The 17,955-nt window shown below is 56.5% G+C and carries 14 protein-coding genes and 3 pseudogenes; 2 read left to right on the top strand and 15 right to left on the bottom strand.

Annotation, left to right across the window (positions count from 1 at the left end; translation table 11 throughout):
* Positions 1–361: 361 nt before the first annotated feature.
* From NMG70_RS00995 to NMG70_RS00970, 6 genes and pseudogenes are all read right to left on the bottom strand, one after another.
* On the bottom strand, positions 362–802 hold the full coding sequence (locus NMG70_RS00995; RefSeq protein WP_254022797.1) for an SET domain-containing protein-lysine N-methyltransferase: 441 nt from the start codon (positions 800–802) through the stop codon (positions 362–364).
* Complete coding sequence (locus NMG70_RS00990) at positions 792–2,039, bottom strand: ATP-grasp domain-containing protein (protein ID WP_254022796.1); 1,248 nt, start codon at positions 2,037–2,039, stop codon at positions 792–794. The genes NMG70_RS00995 and NMG70_RS00990 overlap by 11 nt, the downstream gene beginning before the upstream one ends.
* A 510-nt stretch (positions 2,040–2,549) precedes the next feature.
* Positions 2,550–2,669, bottom strand: a pseudogene (locus tag NMG70_RS33150) (IS5/IS1182 family transposase); the annotation flags it as partial.
* A gap of 271 nt (positions 2,670–2,940) precedes the next feature.
* Positions 2,941–3,651: a hypothetical protein gene (locus NMG70_RS00980; RefSeq protein WP_254022794.1), complete on the bottom strand. Its 711-nt coding sequence runs from the start codon at positions 3,649–3,651 to the stop codon at positions 2,941–2,943.
* A 772-nt stretch (positions 3,652–4,423) separates the two neighbouring features.
* The gene (locus NMG70_RS00975; protein ID WP_254022793.1) at positions 4,424–5,611 is read right to left on the bottom strand and encodes a M20 aminoacylase family protein; all 1,188 of its coding nucleotides are present in this window, start codon (positions 5,609–5,611) and stop codon (positions 4,424–4,426) included.
* A gap of 110 nt (positions 5,612–5,721) precedes the next feature.
* Positions 5,722–5,989 (bottom strand): annotated as a pseudogene (locus NMG70_RS00970) (transposase); the annotation flags it as partial.
* A gap of 835 nt (positions 5,990–6,824) precedes the next feature.
* On the opposite strand from NMG70_RS00970, the pseudogene NMG70_RS00965 reads away from it, so the two are divergent.
* Positions 6,825–7,293 (top strand): annotated as a pseudogene (locus NMG70_RS00965) (transposase); the annotation flags it as partial.
* A 385-nt stretch (positions 7,294–7,678) separates the two neighbouring features.
* Positions 7,679–7,855 carry a response regulator transcription factor gene (locus tag NMG70_RS00960; RefSeq protein WP_436798321.1) on the top strand — a complete coding sequence of 59 codons (177 nt, stop codon included), beginning with the start codon at positions 7,679–7,681 and terminating at the stop codon, positions 7,853–7,855.
* 589 nt (positions 7,856–8,444) lie between these two features.
* Here NMG70_RS00960 and NMG70_RS00955 read toward each other — a convergent pair.
* The 9 genes from NMG70_RS00955 to NMG70_RS00915 all read right to left on the bottom strand — a co-directional run bounded on the left by NMG70_RS00955 (position 8,445) and on the right by NMG70_RS00915 (position 17,789).
* Positions 8,445–9,284 (bottom strand): 2OG-Fe(II)-dependent halogenase WelO5 family protein, encoded by an 840-nt coding sequence (locus NMG70_RS00955; RefSeq protein WP_254022792.1) that lies wholly within the window; start codon positions 9,282–9,284, stop codon positions 8,445–8,447.
* On the bottom strand, positions 9,277–10,533 hold the full coding sequence (gene ectB, locus NMG70_RS00950) for a diaminobutyrate--2-oxoglutarate transaminase (protein ID WP_254022791.1): 1,257 nt from the start codon (positions 10,531–10,533) through the stop codon (positions 9,277–9,279). Before ectB ends, NMG70_RS00955 begins: the two co-directional genes overlap by 8 nt.
* Before the next feature lie 973 nt (positions 10,534–11,506).
* On the bottom strand, positions 11,507–12,388 hold the full coding sequence (locus NMG70_RS00945) for a 1-aminocyclopropane-1-carboxylate deaminase (protein WP_254022790.1): 882 nt from the start codon (positions 12,386–12,388) through the stop codon (positions 11,507–11,509).
* A gap of 377 nt (positions 12,389–12,765) precedes the next feature.
* Positions 12,766–12,987, bottom strand: coding sequence for an exopolysaccharide production repressor protein (locus NMG70_RS00940; RefSeq protein WP_254022842.1), 222 nt, complete (start codon positions 12,985–12,987; stop codon positions 12,766–12,768).
* A gap of 73 nt (positions 12,988–13,060) precedes the next feature.
* On the bottom strand, positions 13,061–13,378 hold the full coding sequence (gene fdxB, locus NMG70_RS00935) for a ferredoxin III, nif-specific (protein WP_254022789.1): 318 nt from the start codon (positions 13,376–13,378) through the stop codon (positions 13,061–13,063).
* The gene (locus tag NMG70_RS00930) at positions 13,375–13,578 is read right to left on the bottom strand and encodes a CCE_0567 family metalloprotein (protein ID WP_254022841.1); all 204 of its coding nucleotides are present in this window, start codon (positions 13,576–13,578) and stop codon (positions 13,375–13,377) included. Before NMG70_RS00930 ends, fdxB begins: the two co-directional genes overlap by 4 nt.
* An 817-nt stretch (positions 13,579–14,395) precedes the next feature.
* Positions 14,396–14,926, bottom strand: a complete 531-nt coding sequence (locus NMG70_RS00925; RefSeq protein ID WP_254022788.1) for a hypothetical protein — start codon at positions 14,924–14,926, stop codon at positions 14,396–14,398.
* An 89-nt stretch (positions 14,927–15,015) separates the two neighbouring features.
* Positions 15,016–15,420, bottom strand: coding sequence for a TlpA disulfide reductase family protein (locus NMG70_RS00920; RefSeq protein WP_254022840.1), 405 nt, complete (start codon positions 15,418–15,420; stop codon positions 15,016–15,018).
* A gap of 1,061 nt (positions 15,421–16,481) precedes the next feature.
* Positions 16,482–17,789: a lysine N(6)-hydroxylase/L-ornithine N(5)-oxygenase family protein gene (locus NMG70_RS00915; protein ID WP_254022787.1), complete on the bottom strand. Its 1,308-nt coding sequence runs from the start codon at positions 17,787–17,789 to the stop codon at positions 16,482–16,484.
* Positions 17,790–17,955: the final 166 nt, after the last annotated feature.

Here is a 17,955-nt window from a genome sequence, read left to right as displayed (position 1 = left end):
TTCAATCCCTCCCGATTCAATCACTCAATGAACCGCTCTAGCAGCCGAACGCGTCGCAGCATGGAACCGAAAGTTGATGGTCACCCGAAGGATGGTACGTCGTTGATCACTGATCCCGCGAAGCGAATGCCTTTCGAGCAGGTAAGCCTGCGCGCGCCGCGGCATACTTCAATATCGATGGGTTTCCGCTATACGCGGCGACGGAGCGAGTCTGCCGCTTTGGTCGGTTGTGAGCAGGAACAGCGAGCGACAGGCCCTGGTAGGCATGAGTTCTCTAAACAACTGTGATGGAGAACGACTACCACAAGCCCCAATCTCGCTCTTGACGATCGACGCCTCTCCTTGCAGCACTCATTGCGCTTCAATCAACGAATTTGATATTTTTCGGATAAGCCGAGATATTCGAATAGCGGTGTGTTATTTCCTCGTCCACCTGAATATCCTTTATTGCGACGATGGTGGCCCAGGCGCCGGAGTTCCCATAGGCCCAAACTGTTTGTGCATTTGGGTTCGACGAGTGATTCACTATCGAAATAAACCCGAAAACAACGTATCCAACCAGGGGAGATTCGCTTGGTTGATCGGCGGGAGATTCGCCTGGTTGATCGGGACGTACGAAGTAATACTCAAGAATTCCTGTGCGGTCTAAAAGTTTTGCCGCCACGTCATCAAATCCCCACGTTGGAGCGCGCTCTATTACCTCTCCAGCCTTAAATGGTACATTTGCAAACACACCACGCCCTTTTCGTGGCGAATTTTTTACATAAATAGTATTGCTGCGATCAAAGATCTTATCGGCCATGGTGTTCTCCTTCTTTCAGCGGAAAGGGTGTGATTGACCAACTAATCGAGTCGAGGGCACGCTGAAGTATCGTCTCGGTCTGGGCACGGCTAGGTGAAGCGGCCATGACATGCCCCAGACAGTCCCGATAGTCGCCTTTCCTGACGATTGGCATCTTGGGTTCAGCATCCAATTTGACCTCGGCGACACCTGATATAGCAGCCGCCCGGTCACCATCGATCCGGTCGAGGATGCCATCGCGATCAGGAACTAGTTTCCGTGCGGCCGCAATGTGCGAATGCCTCCTGCGCAAATCGCATTGGTCGCCGATGACAAGCTTGATGTGCTCAGTGACGAGATCAACACCGTAAGCCAGCTGAACCAGTTTAGGAACGGTCCCACCTGCAAGACGCGGATTGACTTCGATGACGACCGGTCCACGCTTTGTCCACCGGAATTCAATGTTCGTTGGCCCCCAGCCGAGGCCGAGAGCTCGTAAACAGCCCAGTGATACGTCGACGATATGCATTTGCCCGCTATCAGTCAGCGGGGCTGGAAAGGTCAACTCACGAAAGACGAAATGCGGTGGGCGGTCGAAGTCAGCAGCGGTAATTCCGATGACTTGATTTCCCATTAAGTCGGCACAATAATAGGGTCCTTGTGCGAATTCTTCTACCAGTATCCTCGCTGAAGACCGCCATATGTGTGTCCCGCCCAGCAGATAGCTTGTATGTTCGGCCACCTCATCGACAGTGCGGCACAATCGGACACCGCTGCTGCCGATGCCTACGACTGGCTTGAGAATCACCGGCAGGCCGATTTCCGCAGCAGCACTTTCCACCTCCGTCGCATCCGCCGCCAGGCGATAAGCAGGTATCGGAACTCCGGCCTGCGCGAGAAGCTGACGTTGAGCGAATTTGTCGCAACACTGCTCAACGGATTCAGGGTTCGGTCCCGGTAGATCGAAATGCCGGCAGAGCTTGCCAACTGTCGCATATACCGACTCGTTTACAGACGTAATGCCGGCAATCTCATAGATCGCGCGCAGCCGGGAACATTCGCGGATCAGCGCGACAAGATTGTCTTCGACACGGATTGCTTCAATCCCTTCAGCCGCAAGATAGTCGTACTGAGCTGAACTAGTGGAGAAGGCAGTTGGGCGCAGGCCAAGACGGTGGGCTGCTTGAATGTATAGCCGACCATTGCCCGTTGAGTATTCTACATCGCCTTCAACTATGATAAGTGTTCTTCCAGCCATGGGTATTAACCTCCGCGCGCGCTATGTATCTACCTAATTGAAAATCGGTTTACTCCGCAGCGCCAGACCTCCGATATTACGGCGAAGGTAACATCGTCAGCGATCTGCGGTCGCAAATATTTCGTGAATTTTTTGTTACTGTATTGTTTGCCATGGTCAGTGCGGCGAGGTGCTTCTCGGATTAGCCGAAACTGTCGATGCTCAAACGGGAAAAACGACCAGCCATAATATTCGACTCCTCGCACGATCGCTTGGACGATCGCGGTATTGTCTGCCGTGTTCTCCGAGCCGTCGAAGTAGGTCGATCGCGCGATTGCCAGCAGCCGGCATCCTTCGGCGGTCACTCGGTCGTGTCTTCACGCCGTGGATTCCAGCGCCTTGTGACACTATCGGTCGGCCTAAGTTTAGATCCTAGGAGCAGCCCGGACGATTTGATGTCGGCCACCCAGCATGGTCAGTCTGCTCGGCTCACTGGCCTGTCCGCGCCTCACATGATGTGATGTTTGCCTGCCGCCGGTGGAGCATGACAACCGTCGCTTCCCGCTCGGCCTTGCCAATGGCGTGCGTCAGCGTTGCATCGCCCGCCAGCCCGTTGCGGTGGTCCATCAGCACACGGCCAATGAAGCACAGCAACTCGGATGGCCGAGCGAACCGCAATTCATCGCACAATTGCCGGATCGCACGCAAAGGATGAGCAAAGGGATGCGCTTCTCTAAAGGAACATGGCTGAAACGACTTTCCGATCCTTCACGACGACCACGCATCGCAAGCCCGGCAATGCACGCCTGCCTGCCTGTTGTTGTCGGAGATGGCATCATTCGCTTGAATGAACGCGCGGCTGACGCTGGCAGCTTTTGACCGGCGCAGCGGAAGGACGCAAATCGCCACTCGCCTGCGTGCATCATTCCGATCGTGGGTCACAATGTGCCGCGAAACTCGAGATCATCTTTAGCAAATCCTCTCGGGTCAACCAAACGAGCCAGTCGTCTTCGCATATTCCCTGCGCAGGCAAGCGGAGGATTGCCCCCCCTGGCTCTTTGTGCAGATAGCCGTTGCGGTCTGCGACGCCTTTTTGGATGTTCCAGCCAGCAACCAGCGCGTAAATGAAATCCGGCGACCATTTAGCCCAGGCGAGTCCAAATGCCATCCGACCAAGTGGGGCCACGAGACCGCGTCCCCGAAAATCCTCTCGCAGCCAGAGGTCGCCGCGGTATGCTACAAGCCCGGTAATGGCTCGAGCGGAGGGGGCATAGCAGTTGCACGAAGAGCCAGGGCCCGCTTTGAGATCAGGGTCCGCGAAGCAGGCTCTGAGCGTCCCAAGGTGCTCGTCAAGAGTGGTACCGGATAGATCGTCGAGCCTCATTGCTTGGACATGAGCTACCCTGCCTTGCCAGTCCCGCCCGATGATCCAAAAAGCCTTTCCAGGCAGAAGTTCAGAGCAATCCGGACGGAAGTGTGGATCGGTCGGGGACTTTCCGAGTAGCGTGGCAGTGATCCTGACATACTCCTCGAAATCGTTTCCTATGGTGGTGTGAAGACCGTACTCGCGCGCCAGTTTGTAGGCTGCACGGATGAACTTTGAAACGTCAAAGGTCGTCACGTTGCCCTGCATGCCAGTATCCTTTACACTAAGCAGTGCGGTTTCTAAACCGGTCGAACGCGGAACGATACTGCGTAATTTGATAGTTGACGTAACCTGCGAAGGTGCAACGCCAGTTGCGGACAAGTTATGCTATGCCTGCGGGCGTGGCCAACGCGTGGGCTTCATTTCCGGGTCGGCTGCGTGGTGTCTAACGATACGTGACTGAGCCAGGCGCTGATCTGTGACGTCGACAGGAGGTGGGCGGCTGCCATGTGACAAATCGTGTCGGGCGGACACGCTTCGTGCCAGACTCAGCAGAAATTTGCTTGCCATGGCGGCATATGCGTCACGACACGGTGTATTTCCGAAGCGTGTCAAAAGCTCCTTCGTCCGCGCCAGAAAATAGCCTCGCACCCCCCGATTGGTCACGAAGTGAGCAAGCGATGTTGGCATCGTTGGGCAGATACGGACCTTGTTTTCCTTGCCATCTAGGTGCACTGACGGGGACGCACCCAGATGAAGATTGCCGACAGTCAATTTTGCTGCCTCATCGGCGCGAGCACCGCTGTTAAATAGGAATAGCAGCAGCGAATGTCGCGCAGGTCAAGCCTCGTGCGCCCGCCAGGTTGACTGAGCAACTCGTCCATCTCGGTCTTTTCGAAATATCCGATCTCGGCCTTAGTCGCATAGCTTGCTTGGTATCATCAGCCTGTCCTTCCATGGAGGCCGGACCATATCTCAGATAAAAGAAATTGCACTTGGCAAGATCAAAAGGTGCAGATAGACTATAATTGCCTTTGTACTATGGTTCCAGAACCGTTTCGACGAGATTGACCCAGTATCCGATACCGTAGGGAAGAACCTCGTCGTCAAAATCATAGGCGGGATTGTGCAAGGCCGCAGTGGGCCCATTCCCGATGTAGATAATAGCTCCCGGCCTCGCCTCGAGCATGTAGGCGAAATCCTCGGACGAGATACGGGGGGGCATCTTCGTATTCACGGATGAAGAGCCTACGAGTGCGCGAGCCGCCCTGATCGCAAGATCGGTCTCTGTTGGGTGATTGAACGTAACAGGCGTGTCGCGCCGGTAGTTCAGCTCGACGTCACCACCAAGTCCGCGGGCTATGCCCTTCGAAGATACCAGGATCTCTCGTTCGGCAAAGTCCCTCAATCCCGGTGAGAACGTCCTGACCGTCCCCGCCAGATGAACTTGGTCCGGAATGACATTGTAGGCCGTCCCTGCGTTTATCTTCGTAACGGAGATGACAAGTGCCTCAATTGGATTCGTCTGTCGCGACACCAAAATTTGGAAACCCAGTATGATCTGGGCCGCGATGACAATTGGATCAACTCCTTCATGAGGCTTCGCTGCGTGGCCACCCTTTCCTTTGACGATCAGGTCGAAATCATCCAGCGATGAAAGGATTGGGCCATGGCAGATACCGAATTGCCCGATCTCGATGCCTGGTGTGTTGTGCATTCCGAACACTTGGGAAATTCGAAAGATATCCAAGAACCCTTCTTGGACCATTTTCTGAGCACCCGACGGCAGTATTTCCTCAGCGGGCTGGAAAATCAGGGCCACAGAACCCTTGAATCGGCGGATGCGGGAAAGGTACTTGGCCGCTCCAAGTAGCATCGCAGTGTGACCATCATGGCCGCATCCGTGCATATACCCCCCAACTTCGGAAGACCAGGCCTTGCCCGAAGCTTCAACTATTGGCAGGGCGTCCATGTCGGCTCTTAAACCGATCGTGGGCCCGTCCCCACCTTCACCCTTTATCATAGCGACGATGCCGGTTTCAGCAATTCCAGTTTCAATACGATTGATGCCAAACGAGGCCAATTTTTCCCTCACGAATTTCGACGTGTTTTCAAGCCGATAGCCAAGCTCTGGATTTCGATGGAGATGACGACGCCAGGAAGTTGCCTCGGCTTGTAGCTCCCGGAATCGTTTGACACCGAACCTATTATTTTCCCTGATGCGCATTTGGTCTATTTCCTAGGTTTTTCTCATTGCTATCGTCTTATACGCGCACTCTACCAATACAGATTCTGGAGAGCTCCCATCTCTAATCACGATATTCCATGGATCATGAGTTACCGCGTCCCTAGCTTAGAGCATGTCCTGTAATCCGGTTCATATCCTGCGGCTTTGAAGTAGTTGGCACATTCGGCTGAGGTGGAGAGGTCGATGACCGCGCCGACCGCGTCGCACAGAGCCTTGATAATTCTCTCGGTTTTGCTCGCAGCAGCGCCTTGAGTGTGGCGAAGGCGCTCTCAATCGATTGAATTTGGGACTAAAGGGCGGCAGGTAGAGCAGGCTCGCGCCTGCAGCCTCAACCGCGTCGCGCACGCCGGCGGCCTCGAGCCCGACCAACCCCGCCAAGGGGGCAAAAGGGCTGCAAGGAAGAAGAAATCGGCTTCCGTCCGCGGCAGATGCAATTGCTGAGTGACGATGTCGTTGGTATCGGACTGGGATCTCAAGGCGCATCGTCGCCGTGAGTTTGCGCACGCCTGAGAAAACCGGATATTTACTGCAACTCTCGCGCGCGCCGGCACCATTCCCGGTTTCGGCTGACTCGAAGTTACGCAGCAAGGCGTGCCGCCCTTCCCGCGAAGTCAGCCGAGCGTCGATGTCGGATAGATAGAGAAGGGAAGCGAAATTCGGTCACTCGCGACCTGATGCGGCGTACTCTTTTGAACGGTCGTCGCTCAAGCACTGAAGCATATCGCCCAAACTACCAGACTGTCGGGCAGAGTCGGCACTGTCTAGCGCCCGCGAAACCACACCTGAAAGGTCCGGGTGGGGAGTTCCGCCTGCGGCAGCAGCGTGAAAAAGCCGCCATCGATGTGCTAGGCGCTCGCGCCGCCGCGAGCGGGATACCGAATCCAGCCGCGCCCGTCGATGAAGCTTCTGATTACCTCTTCGGTAGCTATTCGGGCCAGGGTTCTGAAGGCGCGGTGCCGAAGCGGATCTCCTGCGCGGGAGTTACACGTCCAGTATGCGATCCCCAGTCGCAGGAGCGGTTTTCCGGATAGCGCCAAGGCGCCAAGGATCGCCACCCAGTTATGGCGTTGCAATTGCTGTGGATCTTGCGAGCCCTGGGCGCCTACTCGACCGCCGTGCTGCCTCTCTGGGGTCGGTACGACGACCATTGAACGAAGCCGTTGACGCGGCATTTGGCGGCCTCCTGGCGCCCAAAGGGTATGGCGCGGGCAAGAAGATCGACCGCCGCAAGCGCCAGATTGCGGTCGATATCGACGGGCGGCTTTCGATGCTCAACCTGACGCCGGCCGACATGGCCGGCGCACGGACAAACTCGCCGGCGTCCGCAAGCGCTTGCCGGGGTCAAGTATCGATCGCCGACGCGGCGATCGGCTCAAGCCCATGGTAAGGCCGCCTATCTCGACTTCGTCACCCAGATCATCGACCGAACCGACGACTAACAGCGCGCTTGCAAGTCCTGCCGCGCCGCTGGCGGCCGAACGCACCTTCGGCTGGGTGCCAGGTGGCGACGCATGGTGCGCGACTGCGAGCAGCGCATCGACGTCTCTCAGGCCATGATCGTCGTCTCCATTTGCGGAAACTGCTACAAAGAACCGCTCGTCGGTTTCAAGACCCACTCTGAGAGCCAATTAACCCATACGATATCTTTGATATGCCGATGAGGCCGTGGGATTTTGACTTCTCGGCTAGATCTCTTCGGCCGAATAATTGACGTCATGTGCAAAGCACATTCAACAATTTATTAAATTCACGCGACAACGAATTACTAGTATATACACTCCAAATATTGCTTATGTTTCACCCGCGTAGCAATGAAGAAACGAAGGTTTAGCCTAAAATAACCTCGCCAACTGCAATCAGATGCTAGGGGTGTGTCGATTCAGAGCTGCCCAGGAAGCCGCGCAGAGCCGTAGCCTTACACCCCGGCAGTTTCGTGCCCAGTGACAACATCCTGCAAACGACTTCGGAGGAGAGACTGTGGAACACCGGCGGATCAGCGGTTTCGAGGAGACACCCACCCTTTCTCCAAGAGAAAAGGAGTGTATCATGTGGACGGCGAAAGGGAAATCCTCCTGGGAAATTGGACAAATTTTAGGTATATCAGTAAACACTGTTAACTTTCACGTAAAGAACGTAATGAGAAAGCTGGATACTTGTAGCAGAATTACAGCAGCTATAAAAGCGCTACAACTTGGAATTATCGATTTGGAATATCGGCGCTGAAGTCTCTTGCGCAATCACTCTCCCGAAGTCACGACCGTTATGCTTTCGGAGAAGGCCCTCTCACCAATCGGCCACTTTAACATTGTGGCAGGAGTTTCTTGAACCTGCATCTGCCCGGCGGGCGGGTGCACTAATTGGGCCCAGTCGGAAAGTCGAAGGCGAGCAGCAGTGCACTTCCCACCGACGCACGTAGACGCGCAATAGATCTGCGAAGAAGGAGACGTTTGCCTCTCACGTCTGGCGTCGCCTCTTCCTTTGCTTTAACGTCACCTCGCGATGTGTGTTCAGCTGCGCTCCGTGAACAGTGGACCGCTGCGAGCTCCCAACTTTCAGGAAGGTCTCCGGCAACATCAGCCTATGGCTCACGGTGAGTGCCTATATCGGGTCTGTGATCAAGCACCAAGAGCGACCCCTTCTAGATCACCCGCACCAGGCAGGGACGCGACAGATAATTGGAAGACCGGCAGCATCTGAGGCGCGCTTTTTATGACACTGTCGGCCTCTGGATCAACCCAACGGCTGTGCCTGAAGGGACCTCCGCGTTGCGAACGGATGTTGTGGGTGTCGGCGGCGGTCGGTCGTCCCAACGTCAGGTCCACCAGAGCACAAGATCTGGCCGCGCAAACCCGAAAAAGCTGTTCAGCACCAGGCGACGCTTTCCGTTGCCTGATTGGCCGGTAACCCCGTGAACGAAGCCGCCATCGATTAGGGCGATATCCCCGGCCTTGAGCTGGAACTCGCGGCAAGGGACGGGCTCGAGATAAGCTGCCGAATAGGGATATCCAGTGGTCTCCACACCCTGCGACTTTCGGTCCGCAACTGTCGGCTTATGGCTCCAGAGCCTCAGATTGCCGCCTTCCTCGGGCATGCTGGGATAGAAGTTGAGTGCTGCGACAGTGTTGTGCGCCACCGAAGAAAGCTCGTAATCACTGCCAGCACGCAAGACTTGAGCGACATCATCGTGGGGATCCAAGGAAAATGCGCCGCTGCCAGACCAGCTGATAGCACGACAAACATTGGCCTGACCGTGTTCTGAGCGGGCCAGTCGCAATTCAATGCCCTGGTTGTGAAGCTCGCGCTTCAACGCGCCGAATATTGCTCGGACCGGGTCAACCAAATTCTTGAACAGGGCCTCGACGTACGGTCGCGCATTTTCGGCCTCTGCGAAATACGTGGCTGCGTCCTTCCTGTAGTGCGATGCGCCGACATATTGTCCGGGCACTCCATCTTTTCGCTCCTTGAGACCGGTGCTGCCAGTGAAGTTTGTGGTGATCTCCTCGGCTACTTCAGTGCTGAAAGCTTGCTTCATGTGTAGAGCGGTGGTCTCGCCTTTCAGGACTGAGATGATGTCAGCAGTGCTGATCGAGCCGATGCGTTCTCTGATAGAAACTGGAGAGATGGCCGGCGCTTGAGATATCTGACTAGACATTGTCTTGCTCCTGTAGTGCGTGATCAAGGATGGCGATGCCAAGATCGAGCTCGGCATCGGTGATGGTTATTGGCGGGAGAACTTTGATTACGTCGCGATCTGGCCCTGAGGATTCGATAAGCAGACCGTTTTCGAACGCGACATCGTGCACACGGCTCACAACGGCCGATGAACGGCACTTGAGGCCGGCCATCAGACCGCGGCCGCGCTTCTGCTCAATGCACTTGGGAAATTTGGCGATAAGGCGGTCCAGGTGCGCTTGCAGCTTGACCGCTGTCCGCTCGACGCCAGCAGTAAACCGGACGTCCGACCACATTTTGCACATGGCCCCTGCCGTCACGAAGGCGAAATTGTTGCCTCTGAAGGTCCCGCTATGTTCTCCGGCTTTCCATATGTCCAGGTCGGGTCGAATCAGAACAATGGACAACGGACTACCTGAACCGCTTAGGGACTTGGAAAGAGTCACTATATCCGGTTCAATTTTTGCGAACTCGAACGAGAAGAAATCACCGGTCCGACCCGATCCTGCCTGAATGTCGTCAACGATGAAAACAATGCCGTGCTTGCGGCAGATGCGCTGAATTTCTGTGAGCCAAGCTGCGGATGCGGTGTTCATGCCGCCTTCTGCCTGAATAGGCTCCAAAATGATTGCGGCAGGTCTTTCTATGCCGCTTCCCGGATCGCTCAAAACGCAGTCGATGTAACTCGCAGAATCGAAACCCTGGTTTGCATAGCCGTCATAAGGGACACGGACCACATCGTGGCGGGCGACGCCTCCCAGCTCTCGGGTAGACGCCGAGCCCGACACCGCCAGGGACCCAAGCGACATACCATGGTACGAGTTTGTGAAGGCCATGACACTCGAGCGACCGGTATATTTTCGCGCCAGGGCCAGCGCCGCTTCGTTGGCGTTTGTGCCGGTCGGCCCAGGAAACTGTATTTTGTAGGAAAGGCCTCTGGGCTTTAGGATCGATTCGACAAACGCTTCAATGAAGTCACGCTTTGCCGCCGTATACATGTCAAGCGACAGAAGAATGTTCTCACCGATCAGATATTCTATTGCTGGGGCAATGATAGTGGGGTTGTTATGTCCGTAGTTGAGTGCGCCAGACCCCACAATGAAGTCGATATGAGGTTTACCGGACTCGTCCCAGATTGTCGCCCCGAGAGCTTTCGTAAAGACTGCCGGAAACGACCGGCAATAACGACGAACGTTAGATTCATACGTGGCGAAAGCGTCGGTATTCATGATGAGTCCCTGATCTAGCCGAGCGTCAATGAGAGAGTGGGTTGACGCGATCTTGTCTAAGGTTTTCGGCTGAACGCCGAAACTACGGCATCTAGTAGTTGACGCATTTGCTTGTGCGAGAACTCCCTCAAATCGGCTCTGGCATCGAGGCAGACCTCCACATGGGCTGGCCATTCCGGTTGACGCCGACGCCAATGAAGCAGGGAATTCACTGGCCCAAAATGCCAGGGAACGAACCTGCTTGGCTTTACGTCGTGGCGATGGCCTTGGAGCATCAAACCGGTGGCGCCTTACCGAAGATAGGCGTTGCTATCCCGGAACGGCGGGCATAGCGGTTGCGGGCCGTTTACTCATGCTGACAGAGAGCTGCGACTGTGATCTGTGCCTACGCAAATGTTGCCCAGGGAAGAGCTGACGCCCGAACAGAAGAACGCAATGGTGGTGGCTAGGACGATCAAAAAGGCCAGTGCCGTCTGCTTCGGCACGGGACTGATCGCGAGTCTGCGCTAGGCAGTTGCGCGGAAGCGTGCCGAGTTGCCGCTGGATGCCATCCACATTGACCCTAGGAGCTGGCGCGCGTCAGGTCGATCCAACTGAGGAGTTCAAGCGCCGGTTCGGGCACTCCGGATTCGACAATGGAAAATGGAAAGGCCGGCGAACGCCGGACCTTGCGGCAGCTGCTTACCGGTCGAGCGGGGGCCGAGAGCTGTCGAGTGCGCGCCGTTAGGCATCGCTGCTCGCACATCCGACGGCGCTTCCGGAACCGCTCCCACCTTAGCTTATGGGAATTCCAGTTGGTGCATACCACACGGCAGCATGGCGCAGCGCATCTGTCGCGCGTCAGCCATTGCGGAAGGCGTAACCGTACCCGTTGATAGCAGGCGCGCCGCCGAGATGAGCGTAGAGGATCTTTGACCCCTCTGGAAAGAAGCCTCTCTGCTCAAGGTCGATCATTCCGTGCATCGATTTGCCCTCATAGATGGGATCGGTAATTAGGCCCTCGAGCCGCGCGCACAGACGGATCGCCTCCTTTGGTTTCCTCGGATGGAATGCCATAACGCGGGTACGCGTAGTCCTCCAGCAAGACCACTTCATCCTCCACGAGTTCCGTTCCGAGCTCGACGAGCCTTGCTGTATGTTGGGCAATGCCAAGCACCTGCGCCTTCGTCTTTGCGGGAGTGGCAGAGGCATCGATACCAATCACGTTGCGCTGTCGACCGTCCTGGGCGAACCCGACGAGCATGCCGGCATGCGTTGAACCGGTGACCGTGCAAACGACAATGTAGTTGAAGGCAAACCCAAGCTGTTTCTCCTGGGCGCGCACCTCCTCGGCGAACCCGACATAGCCGAGGCCGCCGTATCTGTGGACAGAAGCCCCGGCTGGTATCGCATAAGGTCTCCCGCCCCTTGCATTGACATCATAGAGCGCTTTTTCCCAACTCTGGCGGATGCCGATGTCAAAGCCCTCGTCGACGAGGCGCACCTCTGCGCCCATGATGCGGCTCAAGAGAATATTGCCGACCCGGTCGTAGACGGCATCGTCATGTGGAACCCAGCTCCCCTGAACCAGGAGGCATTTCATGCCGACCTTGGCGGCGACCGCTGCCACCATCCGGGTGTGATTGGACTGCACGCCGCCGACGGTGACGAGCGTGTCGGCATCTGACGCGATCGCATCGGGGATGATGTATTCAAGCTTGCGGCAGCTTGTTTCCGCCGAATGCGAGACCAGAGTTGCAGTCGTCGCGCTTGGCGAGATTTCCACCTTGTCGCCCAGATGCTTGCCGAGCCGGTCGAGCTTCTCGACGGGGGTGGGTCCGAAGGTGAGCGGGTAGCGTGCGAACCGTTTCAGCATATTTTCTCCAGTGGTACGTGATTGCCCCGAAACTAACGGTGCACGAGCGCTTCTAAGAGATGCGTTTGACTGTGAGCCGGCTGCGTTCGGATGTTTCCAAAAGAGGCCACTGTTGATGCTATCCGGCGCCTCGTTCGCAGTCGAGGCGTGCACCCGGGTGCTGGTGTGCCGCGAACGCAGCTATGGAGCGAAACTGCATTCGATGGTCTTATAATCACCAGAACGTGGTCGCATCCGATTGTCGCACGCAATGATCAACTCAATAATGGTTGCCCCCGAATTTATAGGGAGCTGTGCTTTATCTTGAGCGCCTCAAGGGAGGGGCATCGCTATGCCGAGCATTCGATTGCGCTGGCGCACATCTGAAGATCCATTCTTCACGTCATCATATCTGACGGCCGGAATGGAACTTTCTGAGAGCTAACGAAAAGCTGAGCCCTTTGCTCGCCGCGAACGCCGCTGGACCGCCAGATTAGAAATAGAACGTTTGCAAAATAGGCCACCTGGAGAACCAGCCAAAAGGCCAGCGTCGTGAAGACTGCCAGACGGATGGAGTCCAACGCGAAGTAAACCGTCACAGCGTTGCCGCACAGGACCATCCCCAGGAGCCGACAAAAGATGATTAAGCGCAAATGCCGTTCTCCTGATGTTTCTCTCGTAAAATCATGCAGCTCAGGCTGAGACCTGGTCGGCCGCGACATGAGTCTGGCAGTTCTTGGGGCAGACACGGCCGCAGGCTCCGCAGCCAATACATCGGCCAGCATGGTCCACCACCATGATCATGCGATTGAGCTCACCATCGAAGTCGTCGTCAGCGCCGTCGCAGGTGCCGAGGATTTCACCCGCGTCATCTACGCCGTAAAGGTGCATGACCTCGCGCGAGCAGATCTTGAAACAGCGGCCGCAGCCGATACAGATCTTGACATCTATAGCGGTCAGATATTGCGGCACCCATGTCGAGCCGTCGCGGGTGATGAATGCGCTCCTCATCGTAAAATCTTCATTTTCGCGAGCTCTCTCCTGGCGCCATGCAACTCCGCATAAACGGCGTGCGCTTTCTCGGCCACTTCCTCTATCTCAGTCCATTTCACCGGAAGACCCTCGGCAAGGTCGCGCAAGTTCGTCTTAGCAATTGCCGCGCGCAGTTGTAGCTTTCGGACCTTCTTCACCATCTCATCTAAGTTTGACATGATCCTTCCTCGAAAATCGATCTTTTCACGCCCGCACGACATCGCAATCGGCAACAGCTGCAGTCGCATCGTCGACCAGTTTGGTTCCGGAATCCGCGTTAAACTCTCGAAGCCGAACCGGCGGACGCCTCGACAGAACGAACAAGTGCCATTTCGCGAAAAGCACGCGCCAAAAGCCCAGAAACTTTCACTTTATTGTTGGCGTTTCATCACACCTGAGCGCACCTCGAGCGATCCCCGCTGCGGTGAAAACATAGAGCCTCCATCATGTCCGGATCCGGATCGCGCATGATCCGGTCTTCCGGCGCAGTTCCTTGGTGACGATGAAGCCGGCCAGCAGCTCGGTGCCCGATTTCCCTTGTATGAGCCCTGGAGTCCTGACCATCGGATAAGCCGCAGAAGGCATTTGTCAAACGGTGACAAGAGCCTCGCCGTCCTTGTTGCCGGCAGGCCAGGCGCCGGGCGAGACATTTGGTTTCCTCAATTTCAGTCCTCGTCTTCAAGGAGGATTTCTGCTTCCGGGTACGCCGACTCCGGGCACACCCGCCCAACCGACGTCTGTCGTGGGAGGGCAGATTCCATGCAAATGAGGTCTTTCTGGCCGATCTCGAACATGTCCTGGACTGTGACGACTTCCAAGACATGCCAAATTCGACTGGAACTTCTCTTCCGCGGCGATCTAGTGTCCGAACCTTCACCTGCAGCAAACGATCCCCCCCTCTGCTGCCTGGACATATTTCCTGCGGGCACGCCGCCGCAGAAAACTCAGGGATTGACCAGGGTCCAATTCCACGTGTTGCCCCTTTGTGATCTTTGCTCATGAGGCAACTGCGTTTTGACTTTCCGGAGCCTTATTTTGCGGAACCACGCAAAGATCCGCGGAACAGGCGTTCTCACCCGTGCAATCGGCCAAGGCTTGGAGCAAGGGGGTAAGGTAGTACTGTTTGATGTGGTCCGGCATTGGCTCCGGAAAATCCAGCGATTTTAGTGCCACGTCAATCAGTTCGATCGCGCGAACCTTGTTGCCACACTCATAATAGTACTGAGCGACCGGAACGTACCAAACGAATTTAAGGGGGCCGTCGCTTTGTTGGGGACTTAGTGCCAAGATCTGTTCAGACAGCTCATTGCCCATCGCGAAACGCTCTGCATCGGGAAGATGGGAGTTGTTCCTCGAGGGATCGAAGAGTTGCTTCAGGGCCATTATCATCCAGGACACGGCCTCAAATTTCTTGTCGATAGCGTTGTCGACCAATTGGCGCATAACTGGCAAGCCGGTCGCTATGTCGCGCGGCTTGTGAAGCAAAAGATCCGCTTGAGTATGCCGGAACCCGCAATTGTCTGGCATTAAGGCGAGGCCTCCTTCGACGGCCGAGAGTGCCGCCTTCCAATCCTCCGCCTGTAGCGCCGGCTGGAGTTTGGCGTAAGTCGGTTCGGTCAGCGCCAGTTCGCGCGCTGTGCGTTCGTTCCTAGCGATCCGCCCTTTATCGGCGGCTTTCGCTTCATCGCTGCCGCGCCGGCTGCCGATATGACTTTCGGTAAAACGTCATCGAGTTCCGCCGGGTGTCCGATGAATGCGATGCGGCCGTCGCGGTCCACAAGGAACGAGGTAGGAATCCCGAGAGAAGAACTCGCCTTCATCCATGGTCTGTTCATTTCGCCTGTGTAATCGAACGCGATCCGATAATTTAGATTGGGGAACCTCTGAATCAGCCAAGCATCCAAGCTCGTCCGCGTCTCCTCCGCGGTTGGGTCCTCTTCGCTAGCTGCGACTCCGACGACCTCAAATCCGCTGGTTTGATATTTGTCCTGTAGCTGCATCAGATGGGGCCTCGCCGCCACACAAGGTCCGTACCCAGTCGCCCAAAACTCAATAAGGTACACCTTGCCGAGTTGAAAGGTTCGTGAGGGGCTTGCCACGCAGCCAGCCGTTGACTTTGATCGGAGGAGCCGGGGACTCAATACGCAACACCATGTTCTTCTCAAAATCTTGTCCCACACCTTGTTGGCGTCGATGAGCGATCTGGCTTAGAAACGGAAGACACCGAAAGGCCATCACTCCTGTTGCCTGTTCTCATGCGGGTCAGCTCAGGTACCATCGCCGCACCTCAACTAGCAAAGGCCGTGCCAGCGCGCCTGGCGCGCAGCAAATGCTTTATTGGCTTCAAAAGTCCAACAGGCCCAACACGGCGGTTGTTTCGAACGCGACATGTTTTCTGCCGGTTGTAAGCTTTTGGACACGCATCACTTATACGTCAGTCGCTTTAGGACAGCGAAGACGTTCGCTGTATTGCCGGCGGTAAGACTGGCCTCGGCTCGTGAGCAGCAGCACTCGGCGCCCACTCGAAGAGCTGGTACCCCACGACTGGCTCGCGCCTGCGACTGACTGCCGGCCGGCTCATGGCTGACCTCTCCTTCTAGAGCCGGCCATGAGGGGCCAGGGCATCGCGTTCGAGCTGCCGCGGGTGCTGCGTATGCTGTTTGCCTAAACGTCGGACGCCGCATGCAAGTCCCATATTTTCGTGACCGAGCTTGGGAAGGTTGCTGGTAGATGGTACGCAGTACAGGCATTCGCCTCTGCTCCCGCAGGGACGGTCAGCGCCCCAGCCGGGTACCGGGTTTCCTTAAACTAATCCCAATCACTTGCCTCACCCGACGCAGCCCCGACACGCATCGCAACGGGCGGGAGCCGTTCACTCCACCGACCCATCCATGGGCGTCACGGCCACTGCGCAATTCGGAGTGAGCGACGTAACACGATCTTTACGGCCGTGGGGTGAATGCACCCTCGCAGAATTATGCAGTGCGCCGGTTCAGTCGACATGACTTGGGAGAAGGCTTCGGCCGCTGCAGCGAAGGCCAGATCATTCCTTAGATACCGCCGCCTAGGAGGAGTCTGCGGGTCATATCCCGCTGCCCATTTCTTCTGCTTTGGCGTCGGAACAGCTCTCGACGGAGGTAGGGCAGATGAAGTCAGGAGGCTCGGGATTGACGCGCGGCGCGCTTTCCATAAGGCTATCAAGGATGCGACGCGCTCGCCAGGCCAGCAGAGTTAGATTCGGATCAGCCAGCCCGCCCTGCCCGACGTTCGCATTGTATACGAAGATGCGCCTGTCACGCGGTCCGTCCCAGAACACCGAAAAGTCTTCCCGAATTGCCAATTCGTTCTCGATGGTTTCCAGTCGATGCGCGATCGGTTCCAAGAAGCCGGGCACCGCGTTCTCGTAACCGGTGGCCAAGATGACGATGTCGGCGGTGACTTCTTCGACCTCCTCCACGGGGGCGTACTGCAGGGTGAGCCTGTGACCCGCGCCCACGTTGATGCAGTGCGAGACGGTGCAGCCCGGCCGCAGTGTGATTTCGCATCGGTTTGGCTCGAGAAACGCGTGGCGGTACAGCGCCTGATAGACAGCGCGCTGCGCGTTTTCCGAAATGCCCTCCGAGGCACGCATGAAGCGCCGAAGCAGCAGTCTGCGCTGCGGCTCGCACATCGCCACGAAACGATCCGAAAGGCAGGGCGTGAACAGCTTGTTTGTGAGCGGGCTGTTGTCGATGGGCAGGTAGTTTTCGCTTTGCGAGACCCAAGTGATCGAGCCAGGCCGCCATTCTTCGGGCCGGCCAACAAGATGCAACAGCATCTCGGCTCCCGACTGTCCCCCGCCGACCACGCAGACATGCTTTTTGTGCACCTGAGGATTGATGTGCAGTATTTCAGATGAGTGGAACAGGTTGGGTCCAGTCCAGCCCTGAAACTGAGGCGGAATTTGCGCCTGCTTGCCAATCCCGACCACGACGTTTCTGGCGCCGAGAACCGCGTTGTCCGTCCGCACCCGAAACTCGCCGTCAAAGCGGATTTCGCGCACCGTCTCACCGCCGCGGACAAGCGGGTTCCTGTGGAAAGCCCAGTTTAGGTATTGCTCGAACTCAGCTCTGAGCACGGTCTCGAACTGTGCATTCAGGAAGTGGTACAGACGCCCGTTCTCGTGCAGGTAGTTTACGAAAGTGTAGGCTGATCGCGGATTGACCGGCGTGATCAGGTCCTTGAAGTGGCTGACCTGGAGCTCCGTGGAATCGAAAGCGCTGCCTGGATGCCAGTGGAAGTCGACTTGCCGATCCAAGAACAGCGCCCCTTGCCCGATTTGCTCGTGTATCTGACACGCAAGGCTAAGATTAGACGGCCCAGTACCTACTCCAATGCAAGAGAGCTCCACTTGTTTTGCTCCTACAGGTATTTCGAAACTGCGCGATGTTCGGGGCGAATATCGACCCCATGGGCACTGGGCTGACGCTCCACGCGGGCACTCTCGACCTCGGTGCCGCTGAATTTGGCCAGTGCCTGTCCTCGGTTTCGTGTGGTCGACTATGAGGCCGATGGAT

Origin of the sequence: Mesorhizobium ventifaucium, from assembly GCF_935822925.1 — a bacterium.
Lineage (GTDB): Bacteria > Pseudomonadota > Alphaproteobacteria > Rhizobiales > Rhizobiaceae > Mesorhizobium > Mesorhizobium ventifaucium.
The sequence above is the reverse complement of the archived record's forward strand: the minus strand, read 5'-3'. Positions and strand labels throughout refer to the sequence as shown.

Bases quoted from the DNA above. Each gene is read 5' to 3' on its own strand.
- NMG70_RS00995 (WP_254022797.1), bottom strand. From the start codon at position 802: ATGGCCGATAAGATCTTTGATCGCAGCAATACTATTTATGTAAAAAAT.
- NMG70_RS00990 (WP_254022796.1), bottom strand. From the start codon at position 2,039: ATGGCTGGAAGAACACTTATCATAGTTGAAGGCGATGTAGAATACTCA.
- NMG70_RS00980 (WP_254022794.1), bottom strand. From the start codon at position 3,651: ATGCAGGGCAACGTGACGACCTTTGACGTTTCAAAGTTCATCCGTGCA.
- NMG70_RS00975 (WP_254022793.1), bottom strand. From the start codon at position 5,611: ATGCGCATCAGGGAAAATAATAGGTTCGGTGTCAAACGATTCCGGGAG.
- NMG70_RS00960 (WP_436798321.1), top strand. From the start codon at position 7,679: ATGTGGACGGCGAAAGGGAAATCCTCCTGGGAAATTGGACAAATTTTA.
- NMG70_RS00955 (WP_254022792.1), bottom strand. From the start codon at position 9,284: ATGTCTAGTCAGATATCTCAAGCGCCGGCCATCTCTCCAGTTTCTATC.
- ectB (WP_254022791.1), bottom strand. From the start codon at position 10,533: ATGAATACCGACGCTTTCGCCACGTATGAATCTAACGTTCGTCGTTAT.
- NMG70_RS00945 (WP_254022790.1), bottom strand. From the start codon at position 12,388: ATGCTGAAACGGTTCGCACGCTACCCGCTCACCTTCGGACCCACCCCC.
- NMG70_RS00940 (WP_254022842.1), bottom strand. From the start codon at position 12,987: ATGGTCCTGTGCGGCAACGCTGTGACGGTTTACTTCGCGTTGGACTCC.
- fdxB (WP_254022789.1), bottom strand. From the start codon at position 13,378: ATGAGGAGCGCATTCATCACCCGCGACGGCTCGACATGGGTGCCGCAA.
- NMG70_RS00930 (WP_254022841.1), bottom strand. From the start codon at position 13,578: ATGTCAAACTTAGATGAGATGGTGAAGAAGGTCCGAAAGCTACAACTG.
- NMG70_RS00925 (WP_254022788.1), bottom strand. From the start codon at position 14,926: ATGCCAGACAATTGCGGGTTCCGGCATACTCAAGCGGATCTTTTGCTT.